Genomic DNA, 12,048 nt, shown 5'->3' on the forward strand with positions numbered 1-12,048 from the left:
CGGCCAGGTGAGCGAGCAAGAGATCATCGACTGGTCGCACGCCAACATGGCGGCCTACAAGATCCCGCGCATCGTCGAGGTTGTCGAGGCCTTGCCCAAGTCGGGCACGGGCAAGGTGATGTGGCGCGAGCTGCAGGAAAAAGAGAACGCGCGCAGCACGGCGGCCTGAGAGGCGGGGGACTTTTGATTTCCCTCACCGTTCGGGCTGAGCTTGTCGAAGCCAGCGCCGTGCACTGCGCACCCTTCGACAGGCTCAGGGCGAACGGAAATCAGAAGTTCTGAATTCCTGAGCCGGCCGCACCCCTGCCGCAACCAATGAAACAAAGCGCGGGTGGTTTGAAACCCGCGCGAAACTGCACGCCGCCACAGTCACGCTCAGTGCAAAGCCTGATCGGAGACGCCATGAGCGACGCCCTGTTTCTGCCCCGCGAACTGTTTTCACCTGCCCCGCCCACGCCGACCTTGCAGCCTGTTGCCCAGCCGCGCCGCGGTGCCCCCTTCGCCAGAGGCGAGGCCCATTTCGCCAGCGGCGAGGCCGTGGCCGCCGACCTGTTGAAAGGTTTGCCCAAGATGAGCACGCTGGCCGCCGCCAGCACCGACCGCCGCCGCGCACCCCGGCCCGCCAGCGCGCTCGGGGTCGATCTCTACATCGCCTGACGCCAGGCCGATGGTTGTGCGCGGCCCGCAAGCCGCGCCACGAAAGTTGGTGCACGTTGGCGCACCACGCGGCACACTCGGGCCCGACGACGCTCCCTTGAGCCGGCGCCCCGACCTCGCCATGCCACTGTTCCCCCAAGAAGCCCTCAACGAGGGCGTGCGCAAACGCGAAGTCTTCGGCTGGGCCATGTACGACTTCGCCAACTCGGGCTACACCACGGTCGTGCTCACGGCGGTGTTCAACGCCTACTTCGTCGGCGTGGTGGCACAAGGTGCGCAGTGGGCCACGCTGGCCTGGACGCTGACGCTGGCCCTATCGAGCGTGCTGGTGATGATCGTGATGCCGGCGCTCGGCGCTTACGCCGACCTGCGCGCCAACAAGAAACGCCTGCTGGCGATCAGCACCGCGGGCTGCGTGGCAGCGACCATGATGCTGGCCTTCGCGGGCCGCGGCGACGTGGCCTGGGCAGTGGCGGCGGTGGTGTTGTCGAACACCTTCTACGCCATCGGCGAGTCGCTCACCGCCGCCTTCTTGCCCGAGCTCGCCAAACGCGAAGCGCTCGGCCGGGTGTCGGGCTGGGGCTGGAGCTTCGGTTACTTCGGCGGCATGTTGTCGCTGGGTCTCAGCCTGGCGTATGTGCTGACGGCACAGGCGCGCGGCGAGCCGGCCACCTCGTTCGTGCCGGTCACGATGATGATCACCGCTGGCGTCTACGGCCTGGCGTCACTCGCCACCTTCTTGTTGTTGCGTGAACGGGCGGTGCCACAGGCGCAGGCGCAGGCCCTTCGGCAGGCCGGCTTGCGCGCGTCGGTCGAGCGCCTGGCGAACACCTGGCGCCGAGCCCGGCAGTTTCGAGATTTCTCCTGGCTGCTGGCCTGTGGTGCAAGCTACCAGGCGGGCATCTCGGTGGTGATTGCCTTGGCCGCCGTGTATGCCGAGCAGGCGCTGGGCTTCAAGCAGGCGCAGACCATGGCGCTCGTCTTCCTGGTCAACATCGCAGCCGCACTCGGGGCGTTTGGCTTCGGCTACTGGCAAGACCGCATCGGCCACAAACGAGCGCTCGCCGTCACGCTGGCCGGCTGGGTGGTGATGACGGTGCTGGCCGTCATGGCCACCAGCCCGGGGCTGTTCTGGGTGGCGGCGGTGATCGCCGGTTTGTGCATGGGCTCCAGCCAGTCGGCCGGGCGGGCGATGGCCGGGCTGTTTGCTCCGAGCGAACACCGGGCCGAGTTTTTCGCCTTGTGGACGTTTGCGGTGCGGCTTGCGGCCATCGTCGGCCCGGTCACCTACGGCGTGGTGACGGTGCTCACCAGCGGCAACCATCGGTTGGCGATTCTGTCGACCGGCGTGTTCTTCATCGTCGGGCTGTTGTTGCTGATTCCCATCAACGTGGAGCGCGGCGCGGCGGCCGCGCGCGACAAAAGCTGAGCTTTTTCATGCCGATTCTTCAAATCGGCAAGTGAATTTCAGAATCGGCAAGACGCCAGGCGGTGGCGTTTGCACAGTGAAGGCCTTCTTTCCCGACTGGAGACCTGGCCTTGAAACACCTGCCCCTGAAACTCATCGTGCTCGCTGTGGTGGCGGCCGCCGCCGTGTCCGGCTGCGCCTCCTGGCGTGTCGACAAAGCCGCCCGCGTGGCCACCGGCCTCACCAGCCACCTGATCTGCGACGACACCTTTGTCTCCGGCATCGACCCTGACATCGCCTACGCCGAGCGTGTGAAACCTTTGCCCGGCATGGGCCCGTTCGCCTGGGCGCTGCGCCGCCAGGTGGACACGGCGCAGCGTGAGGTCACGGTCTCGATGGTCGGCCTCTTCGAGAGCCGGGCCCGGCACCGCGGCGGCCTCGGCTGCGTGGCCCTGCCCGCCAGCGTGGCCATCGAGCCCGCGCCCGCGCCGCCGGCCATCGGCGCCCAGCCAGCACTGCTCCCAGAGATCGCCGGGCCAGAGCGGGTTCACACCCCCAACACCCCGCTCGCCGCCGCCCTGGCCCGCGCCCTCTCGCCACCGCCCCACAACACCAAGGCCGTGGTGGTGCTGCACAACGGCCAGCTGATCGGCGAAACCTACGCGCCGGGGTACGGCGTCGACACCCCGGTGCTCGGCTTCTCGATGACCAAATCGGTGACCAACGCCCTCATCGGTGCGCTGGTGCAACAAGGCCGGCTCTCGCTGCAACAGCCCGCGCCGTTGCCCGAATGGCGCGCCCCGAGCGACCCGCGCCACGCCATCACCATCGAGCACCTGTTGCGTCAGGCCTCGGGCCTCGACTTGTTGCAGGACAACTCCGGCTTCGATTCGAGCACGCAGATCATGTACAGCGTGCGTGACAAAGCGGCCGCGGCGGCCGCAGCGCCACTGGCCGTCGCACCCGGCACCCGCTGGTCCTACACCGACACCAACTACATCCTGCTGTCACGCATCGTGCGCGATGCGGTCGGTGGCAACGCGAATGACGTGCTGCGCTTCGCCCACAACGAACTCTTCGGCCCGCTGGGCATGCGCCACGTCACGCTGGATTTCGAGGCCACGGGCACCCCCGTGGGCGCCTCGCACATGCTCGCCTCACCGCGCGACTGGGCCCGCTTCGGCCAGCTCTACCTCGACGACGGCGTGGTGGGCGGGCGCCGCATCCTCCCCGCCGGCTGGGTGGCGCAATCGACCACACCCACCTTGGCCACCGGCTACGGCGCGGGCTTCTGGACCAACCGCGTGCCCGGCAACGTGCCCGGTTGGGGCGTGCCCTGGGGCCTGGCCTCGGCGCCGCCCGACACCTTTTTCGCTCGCGGCTTCATGGGCCAGTTTGTGGTGGTGATCCCGTCACAGCGCCTGGTGATCGTGCGAATGAGCGTGTCGCATGTGCGGGGTGACGACATCGAAGAGACCAACCGCATCGTGGGGGAGGTGCTGGCGGCGCTCAGGCCTTCGCCGTGATCTGCCAATGCCCCGTCACTTCGCTCACCCCACCCTCCACCTGCAACTTGTTCAAGTGCGCCAGCAACGACCTTGCTGCCACCGGCAGCATGCGCGGGTCGACATCGTTGTACGCAAAGGGCAGCAGTTGCTCCAGCGTGGCCGGGCCATGCTCGCGCACCTTGCCCAACACCTTGGCTTCGCGTTTCAGGCGGTGGTCGATCACCGCCTGAATGGCTTTGCGCGGCTGGGCCATCAGGAAACCGTGGCCGGGGGCGAGCCAGTCGATGTCTTCGTGCAGCAGCGCGCGCAATGAGTTGATATAGGCCGCCATGTCACCGTCGGGCGGGTTGATCACCACGGTCGAGGCCTGCATCACGTGGTCGCCGGTGAAGAGGGTTTTTTCTTCTTCGAGCAGGTAGCAGAGGTGGTTGGACGCATGGCCGGGGGTGTGGATCACACGCAGCGTGACGTTCGGGCCGAGCTCGATGCGCTCGCCGTCGTGGAGCACACGGTCCGGGGCGAAGCTGCTGTCTTGTTTGTGCGGGTGGTCGGGCTGGCGGCCGCCCACCTGGGCGTGGGTGTGCTGCTTGAGCGACACCGAGGCGGGCGAGTGGTCCATGTGGGTGTGGGTCGCCAGAATCCAGCGCACCGGGCCGGGCGATGCGGCCAGGATGGCTTCCACATGCTCGGGCAGCGCCGGCCCCGGGTCGATCACGGCCCACTCGTTGAGGGCACCACCGCCCACCAGGTAGGTGTTGGTGCCGGGGCCGGTCATCACGCTCGCGTTGGGCGCGGTGACGCGGATCACATGCGCCGAGAGTTTGACCGCGCGGCCGGGCACGATCTCGTACCACGCGGTGCCATGGCCCAGCGGGTCGATGCGGCCCATCTCGGCCCAGGCGTGTTCGGTGGGCAGCACCGGGCGCAGGCCCTGGTGGCCCATGCCGATGCGCGGGTTGATCAGGCTCACCTCGCGCGGCTGGCGCGCCCAGGCCATCAACGCCGTGGCGCTGTCGAAGTGGGCGATGGCGCTGAGCGTGGCGCGGGTCGGCCCCATCAGCTTGAGCGAGTCGCTGCGGGCCAGGGCCTCGCTCGGGCGCAGCCATTCCATCGCCACCATTTCAGCGCCGTCGTGTTCGGCGGTTTGTGCGGGCGGTGCGAGCGCCAGGAAGAAGCGCGTGTCGAATCGTTTGGCGCGGCCTTGCGGCGTGAGCCAGTGGCTGAAGTAGACGAGTTGATCGACGTCGAGCTTCAAGCCCTCGGACTCGCACAGCGCGCCCAGATTGCGCTCGCCACGGTGCAAGGGCCCGCGCCATTCGCCCAGGCGCGTGGCGGCCTCGCCTTGTAGCGCGATCTGCGCGCCGCGCGCATCGGTGGCAAACAGCAGGCCGCTTTCTTCAAAACACTCGCGGATGCCGGCGATGCAGTAGTCGAGCCCACCCTCGGGCAGGCTCAGGCGGGCGCTCACCGCCGTGTCGTTGCTGCCGGTGCAGTGGGCGCGCCACTGCGCGTCGCTGTTGTCGATGGTGCCGCCCGGGAACACCCAGGCGCCGCTGTTGTGGTCGCCACGTTCGGCGCGGCACAGCAGCAGCACCTGCATGCCGCCAGGCGCGTCGCGCACCACCACCAAGGTGGCGGCGGGACGGGGTGGCCGCTCAGCGGCGGTGATGTCGAGCGGTGCGGTGTCGGAGGCTTTCATGGCAAGCACTTTGACGATTCTGGAAAGGGCCGCAAGTCTGGCATTCCCGCGTCGCCAAGGTGGCTGCGGGGCTGTTCGCGGGTGATGACAATGCAGCATTGCCTCGCCCACAGAAAGCAGACACGGCCATGTCCATCATCCTCGTGCGCCACGGTGAAACGCCGCTCAACGTGACCCGCATGCTGCAGCCGGCTGACACACCACTCAGCGACAACGGCATGGCACAGGCGCGCTCGGTGGCGCAGCGCCTGGCGGGCATGCAGCTCGCCGGCATCGTGAGCAGCGACCTGCCGCGTGCGCTGAGCACGGCACAGGCCATCTCAGCCGCCACCGGCCTGCCCTTCACCACCACCGCGCTGCTGCACGAACGCAACTTCGGTGACCTGCGTGGCCAGCCTTACGACACGCTGGGTTTCAACCCGCTGACGATGGACGAAGCGCCACCGGGCGGTGAATCGGGTGCCACTTTTCTGGCCCGTGTGGCGCAGGCCTTCGAGCACATGGTGGCGCTGCGCGCTTCGCTCTGCGGCAACCTGGCGGTGGTGACGCACGGCCTGGTGATCCGTGCACTGCTGGCGCACCACGCGCAGCGGGCCGATGACAACGAGCCTCCGCGCATCGGCAACACCTCGATCAGCGTGCTCGGCGCAACCCCGCCGCATGCGGTGGAGCTGCTCGACTGCACCCGCCACCTCGACGCGGCCACGCAGCACGACACACGCAGCCTGTCAGGCGGGTAAGGAGGCTGAGCCGCCCGCGTGCCGGTCGATGAACTGCTGCGTGGCGTGCAGCACCGCTTCGGCGTCACCATGCCACCACCAGTGGTCGTCACCTGGCATCAGGAGCAGTTGCGCACCGGGGATGCCGGCGGCGAGAAAGCGCCCCGCGCCTTCGCGCACGATGCGGTCGCCCTGGCGCTGCATCACCAGCGTCGGGGCGCGGACGGCGGCCAGGTGCTGGCGCACGTCCATCGCATGGAACTCGCGCAGGATCTGCTCGATGCCGTTTTGCGAGGCCGCGGTGCGCAGCATGCGCGCCCACCAGGCGTGCACCTCGGGATCGTTGGCGGCTGAGGGGGCAAACGCCGCCACGCTGGTGGCCTCGCCCCAGCCGTCGCGCAACATCACGAGCCACTGGGTCATCGCCTCGGGCTTCATCGCCCACGGGAAATCGCTGGCCCAGGCGCCGCGCGCACTGGCGCCAAACAACAGCAGGCCCAGCACACGCTCCGGCAGGGTCGCGGCAAATTCCACCGCGATGGTGCCGCCCACCGAGGCACCAAAGATCCAGGCCTTGCACAGGCCCAGGTGGTCGAGCACGGCGGTGATGTCTTCGCGCGCCGCAAGCGCAGTCGGTTGCACACCCACACGCTCGGAGAGCCCGGTGCCGCGGCGGTCGATCACCACCACGCGGTAGCGCTCGGCCAGGCGGGCGAGGTGGCGGCTGATGCGCGGCTCGTCGAACGCCACTTCGAGGTGCGACAACAGGCCGGGCACGATCACCACCGTCTGCGGGCCCTCGCCTTGCAGGCTGTACGCCACCGCGCCTTCGGGCGTCTGGGCAAAGCGGATGCGTGGCAGGCGCGGCAATGACGCCAAAGCCGGCTCGGCCTCGTGCCGCGCCCCGGCATAAGCCGCCTCGACCCGCGCCGAAGGCCGCACGCCCAACTCGGCGCGCAGCACCTCGGCGCAGCGGAAGTAGGCGGCCTCCATCGCCGCCGTTTCGCCGAGCTGGCCGTGGGCGGTGATGAGCGCGGCGTAACCGCCTTCCGAGCAGGCGTCGTGCGCGATCAGGCGCTGCGCGGCGTCGATGGCACGGTGCGGGTCGACCCCGGCGGCCAGGTGATCGGCCACACGCTGCAGGGCGCGGGCCAGCAGGCGCTGGTGATCGGCGCGGTGCGCGTCGAGCCAGGCGGCGAAGTTGTCGGAGTCGATCGAAAAGCCGTCGAGCAGCAGATGGGCGGTGGGGGCGAGCACACGCTCGATGTCGTCGGCCGCCCAGGTGTCGGGCAATGCATCGAGCAGGGCCCGGGCGCTGTCGCGCACCGCGTGCACGTCGACCTGGGTGGCGGCGAGCCAGAACATGTCGGCATCGGCCAGCACCAGCTCGCAGCCCAGGCTGGTGTGGGTCTCGTGCCGCAGGCGGCGCAGCCGGCCACGGCCCAGCGCTTCGTCGGCCTGTGGCCACAACAAGGCCGCCAACTGCATTCGCGAGACCTTGCGGCCGGCTTCGGCCAGGTAGGCGATCAGCGCCAGGCCGTGCCTGAGCTTGAGCGGCGCGGCCACCCCATCGCACTGCAGCGCCGGGTAGGCGTGCAGCTGCAATTCGATGTGGGGTGCGGGGGGCTTGGAGGACACGGGGCGCCAGCCAGTGACGTGGTGGCCGCATTTTCGCCGCAGCCCGGCGGACGCCGCGCGGACGCTGCCTTCCTACATTGCCGCCCAACGTTTCATTCCCAAGAGGAGCCCCCATGTCATGGCTTGAACTGATCACCCTGGCCCTGTTGCCAGCCTTCCTGTTGCTCGACTTCTTTTACCGCGCGCATGCCGACGAGCGCAGCCGCTGGTGGCGCAGCCGGGCCTTCGTCGTCACGGCCGTCAATTTCGCACTCTCGCTGGCCATCGGCATGGCCTGGGCCACCTTCTTCGGGGGTGCCAGCCTGCTCGACAGCAGCGCGCTCGGCACCTTCGGCGGCGCGGCCATGGGTGTGTTGTGCTACGAGCTCGCGCATTACTGGTACCACCGCATGGCCCACCGGCACGACTGGCTGTGGCGCCTGGGCCACCAGATGCACCACAGCGCCGAAAGCCTCGACGCCTGGGGCGCCTACTACCTGCACCCGGTCGACGTGCTGCTGTTCGTGAGCCTGTCCAGCCTGGTGCTGTTTCCGGTGCTCGGCCTCACGCCCGAAGCCGGCGCGCTGGCGAGCGGCGCGCTGACCTTTCTCGCGGTCTTCCAGCACGCCGACCTGCGCACACCACGCTGGCTGGGCTTTCTGGTGCAGCGCCCCGAAAGCCACCGTGTGCACCATGCCCGCGGCGTGCATGCCCACAACTACGCCGACCTGCCGCTGTGGGACATGGTCTTCGGCACCTTTCAGAACCCGCCGGCCGACGCCCCCGTGCGGGCCCAGGGCTTCTACCAAGGCGCCTCGGGGCGGCTGCTGGACATGCTGCTGTTCCGCGACGTTTCGCGCTCTCCTGCCCCGAAGCAGGCGACACACCGGCAGTGAGCGGGGCTGCCAGCGCCTGAACTGCGGGCCGCTGCGCACAAGGGTCACGCGGTAGTGCATTGCTTCACTTGTTTCACTGCGAGCGGGCCCGTGCAGCACCAGCCCTCTGAAGATAATGGCCGCAGACTGGAAGTTCTGCCATGCCCACACTTTGCCGCCGCCCCGCCCGCTGGCCCCGCGTGTTGACCCACGCATTGTTGTGGGCCGCCGCGCTGGCGATGCCGATGGGGGCGCTGGCGCAAACCGCAGCCAAACCCGCCGGTAAAACCAGCGCCAAGGCGCCGGCAGCCAGCAGCTACCGCTTCGGCAAGACGCCCGACTGGGTCAAGCCCGCCAAACCCGCCTCGACCACCGCACCTGTAGCCGCCAGCGGCGGCCTCGGTTACCGCCTGCTGCTGATCGACACCCAGACCCTGCTGGGGGCCGACGCGTCGCAGCAGGTCTACACCCGCACCCGTTCCGTGGCCACCGAAGCAGCGGGGCTGCAGGTGGTCTCGAAAGGCGAGCTCTACTTCAACCCCGCCTACCAGACGCTCACGGTGCACGAGGCCTCGGTGCAACGCAACGGCGCCCGCCTCGACCGGCTGAAAGACGCCCGCATCGAGCTGCTGCGCCGCGAAGAAGCGCTCGAGCGGCAAACGCTCACCGGCGTGCAGACCCTGCTGGTGCTGCTGAACGACGTGCGGGTGGGCGACGTGGTCGAGGTGGCCTACACGGTGCATGGCGCCAACCCCATCTACAAGGGCCACTTTGCCGAGACCTACCAGCTCGGCTTCGGCGCGGCGGTCGACGAGCTGCAATGGCGGTTGACGTACCCGCGCGGCCGCACGCTGCACACCCGTGGCATCCGCAGCGACGTGGTGCCCGAGTCTGTGGTCGAAGGGGGCCGGCAGGTGCTGCAGCTCACACGCCGCGATGTGCCGGCGGTGACGCTCGAAGAAAACGTGCCGCCGTGGTTCAAGGTCTTCCCCGCGCTGCACGTGAGCGACTACGCCGACTGGCAGCAGGTCGCCGGCTGGGCCGACGAGCTGTTTACCAACCCCGGCGAGCTGGGGCCCGAGCTCACGGCGCGCATCGAAGCCTGGCGCGGCAAGGGTTTGTCACGCGAGCAGCTGGCCTCCGAGGTGCTGGAGTTCGTGCAAGACGAGGTGCGCTACTTCAGCGTGAGCCTGGGCGAAAGTTCGCACCGCCCCAAGACCCCGGCCAAGACCTACGCCGAGCGGCTGGGCGACTGCAAGGACAAGGTGGCCTTGTTGAACGCCATCCTGCGCCGCCTCGACTTCGACGCCAAACCCGCGCTGATCTCGGTGCACCGCAACCGCGGCGTGGCCGACTACCTGCCCTCGCACGACCAGTTCGATCACGTCATCACCCGGCTGGCGCTCAACGACACCGTCTACTGGCTCGACCCAACGATCCAAAAGCAGGGTCGCCGGTTGCAGACGCGGGGTTTTGTCAACTACGGCCTGAGCCTGGTGGTCGACCCGGGCAGCACCACACTCGCTCGCCTGGAGCCCGCACCCGGCCAGGTGCAAAGCCAGGAATACGAGTCGGTGTGGGACGCCTCCGACCTGCGACGCGTGCCGCAATTCACCTCGATCGTGCGAGCGCGCGGCCTGGCCGCCGAGGGCTGGCGCAGCAATGTGAGCGCAGGCGGCGTCGAGCGCGTGGCCAGCGCCATCGCCGGCGCCTACGCGCGCATGCTGCCCGGCTTGAAGGCCACCGCCGCACCCGTGGTGCGCGACGACCGAGAGGCCAACCTGTTCGAGCTGGAACTGAAATACGAAGCACCCGGCCTGGGCCAGTACGACCGTGGTGCCTTGTCGGTCGAGGTGCCGGCGCTGGAGCTGCTCGACAGCCTGGTCGGCCCGCGCGAGGCCAGGCGCGAGATGCCCTATCTCGTTGACCAGCCGCAGCAGGTGAAACACCGTGTGCGCTTGATCGGGCCGCGCAAATTCACGTCGCAGCCGCCCGCCCCCAGCGAAGTGGGCGACAAACACTTCAACCTGTCCGCGCGCTACGAGCTCGACGGCAACACCCTCCACTACCTGCTCACCTACGACCGCCGCTCCGACACCGTGTTGCCGGCCGACCTGGCGCGCTTTCGCGAGCGGGTGCAGGCGGCGCGCAAGCTGGGTGGCGTGACGGCCCGCTTGCCGCTGCTCGATTTCGACGGCCTGCGCAGCGCCTTTGGCGAAATCGAGCGCCGTGTGTACCGCAAGCTCGGCGACCAGACCGACACCTTGCGCGAGATCGTGGTGCGCCAGGAGGTCGAGCGCCTGCTCGCCACCGAAACCCTGCAGCGCGCCGGCCCCGACAGCCCGCTGGCCGCCGCCGCACTGGAGCGCCGCGCCATCGCCAACAGCATGCTCAACGACCCGTCGGCCACGCTCGCCGATGCCGACGGTGCACTCGCTGCCGCCCCCGAAGGAGGCTATGCGCACTACACACGGGGCCTGGCCCTGTTGTCACTCGGCCGCGCCGACGAAGCGGTGGCCGCGATGCAGCAGTACAAGAACCCGAGCAGCCGCGCCTTCCTCGACCGCGGCATTGGCGGCGCGTTGTACTACCAGGGCCGGTACGCACAGGCCGAGCAGTCCTTCCGCCAGGCGGCGCAAGACAGCTCGGGCGAAGACCGGGTGTTCGCACTGACCTGGCTTTACCTGTCGGCCGAACGTTCCGGCGGCAAGGGCAAGGCCGCGCTCGGCCCTTTCCTCCCCGAGGCGGACAAGGGCGCCTGGCCCGGCGTGCTGCTGCACTACCTGGCCGGCCAGGCCGACCAGAGCGAGCTGCTCAAGCTGGCGCGGCAAGACAAGCGCATGGAGCGGCTCAACCTCACCGAGGCCTACTTCTACGTGGGCCAGCAACTGCTGCTACGCGGCCAGACCGACGATGCCCGCCGCATGTTCCAGCGCACCGTCGAGATCAACGCCACGCCCTACCGCGAGCACGCGCTGGCGGAGATGGAGTTGAAGCGAGTGGCGACCAAGCCGTGAGGTCTGAGTTGTCATTGCGGCAAGGCGAAGCGAAGCCAAGCCGAAGCGAAGCGAGGCCGGCTGGTGTTGGTCTCCCCCTTCGGACGAGCTGAGCAGCACAGGGCTTTGCGGGAGCGCGCGTAGCGCGCATCAACAACAAACTTCGGGCGGTTGTTTGAGCGCAGCGGCCGCAGGCCGCGTAGCGAGTTCTGCCCGACCCGCAAAGACCGAGCAGCGCAAGGCAGCCCTCGCATCGCGAGGGCCGAGTCGGCTGGGGTCGCTTCTTTGCCTCCTTTCTTGTCGATACAAGAAAGGAGGTCGGCCGCCGGGCCGAACTCCCGGCGCGGCCTCACGCAGTGAACAAGACCCACGACGCGAAGCGGCACAAGGCTTCGATACCTCAGCCCGAACGGAGGGGGCGCGCGGCAGGCTCCTGGATTCCCGCCTCCGCGGGAATGACGAGCAAAACTCAGCCGCGCAGGCGCTCGATCAACGCCATCGCCGCCGCCGGGTTGCGCTCCTTGGCCGCGCTGATGAAGAACATGAACACATCGCGCGGCTGCGCCGGC

At 68.8% G+C, this 12,048-nt stretch carries 9 protein-coding genes; 7 read left to right on the forward strand and 2 right to left on the reverse strand.

What is annotated here, in order from left to right:
- The 4 genes from RMO40_RS25505 to RMO40_RS12645 all read left to right on the forward strand — a co-directional run.
- Nucleotides 1-169, forward strand: a 169-nt coding sequence (locus tag RMO40_RS25505; protein WP_489660154.1) for an AMP-binding enzyme, incomplete at its 5' end; no start/stop codon positions are given.
- A 233-nt stretch (nucleotides 170-402) separates the two neighbouring features.
- Nucleotides 403-657, forward strand: a complete 255-nt coding sequence (locus RMO40_RS12635) for a hypothetical protein (protein WP_309721530.1) — start codon at nucleotides 403-405, stop codon at nucleotides 655-657.
- A 121-nt stretch (nucleotides 658-778) separates the two neighbouring features.
- Nucleotides 779-2,086 carry an MFS transporter gene (locus RMO40_RS12640; RefSeq protein ID WP_309721533.1) on the forward strand — a complete coding sequence of 436 codons (1,308 nt, stop codon included), beginning with the start codon at nucleotides 779-781 and terminating at the stop codon, nucleotides 2,084-2,086.
- 110 nt (nucleotides 2,087-2,196) lie between these two features.
- Nucleotides 2,197-3,591 (forward strand): serine hydrolase, encoded by a 1,395-nt coding sequence (locus RMO40_RS12645; RefSeq protein WP_309721536.1) that lies wholly within the window; start codon nucleotides 2,197-2,199, stop codon nucleotides 3,589-3,591.
- Here RMO40_RS12645 and RMO40_RS12650 read toward each other — a convergent pair.
- Nucleotides 3,575-5,272 (reverse strand): MBL fold metallo-hydrolase, encoded by a 1,698-nt coding sequence (locus RMO40_RS12650; RefSeq protein WP_309721539.1) that lies wholly within the window; start codon nucleotides 5,270-5,272, stop codon nucleotides 3,575-3,577. The two genes, RMO40_RS12645 and RMO40_RS12650, sit on opposite strands and share 17 nt — an antisense overlap.
- A 128-nt stretch (nucleotides 5,273-5,400) precedes the next feature.
- On the opposite strand from RMO40_RS12650, the gene RMO40_RS12655 reads away from it, so the two are divergent.
- Nucleotides 5,401-6,012: a histidine phosphatase family protein gene (locus RMO40_RS12655; RefSeq protein ID WP_309721544.1), complete on the forward strand. Its 612-nt coding sequence runs from the start codon at nucleotides 5,401-5,403 to the stop codon at nucleotides 6,010-6,012.
- On the opposite strand, the gene RMO40_RS12660 is transcribed toward RMO40_RS12655, so the two are convergent.
- Nucleotides 6,001-7,629: an alpha/beta fold hydrolase gene (locus RMO40_RS12660; RefSeq protein WP_309721547.1), complete on the reverse strand. Its 1,629-nt coding sequence runs from the start codon at nucleotides 7,627-7,629 to the stop codon at nucleotides 6,001-6,003. The genes RMO40_RS12655 and RMO40_RS12660 overlap by 12 nt on opposite strands.
- A gap of 113 nt (nucleotides 7,630-7,742) precedes the next feature.
- On the opposite strand from RMO40_RS12660, the gene RMO40_RS12665 reads away from it, so the two are divergent.
- Entirely contained in the window at nucleotides 7,743-8,504 is a 762-nt protein-coding gene (locus RMO40_RS12665; protein WP_309721552.1) for a sterol desaturase family protein, read from the forward strand.
- A 140-nt stretch (nucleotides 8,505-8,644) separates the two neighbouring features.
- Nucleotides 8,645-11,500, forward strand: coding sequence for a DUF3857 domain-containing protein (locus RMO40_RS12670; protein WP_309721555.1), 2,856 nt, complete (start codon nucleotides 8,645-8,647; stop codon nucleotides 11,498-11,500).
- Nucleotides 11,501-12,048 lie beyond the last annotated feature (548 nt).

The organism is Rhizobacter sp. (genome assembly GCF_031412075.1).
GTDB lineage: Bacteria > Pseudomonadota > Gammaproteobacteria > Burkholderiales > Burkholderiaceae_C > Rhizobacter.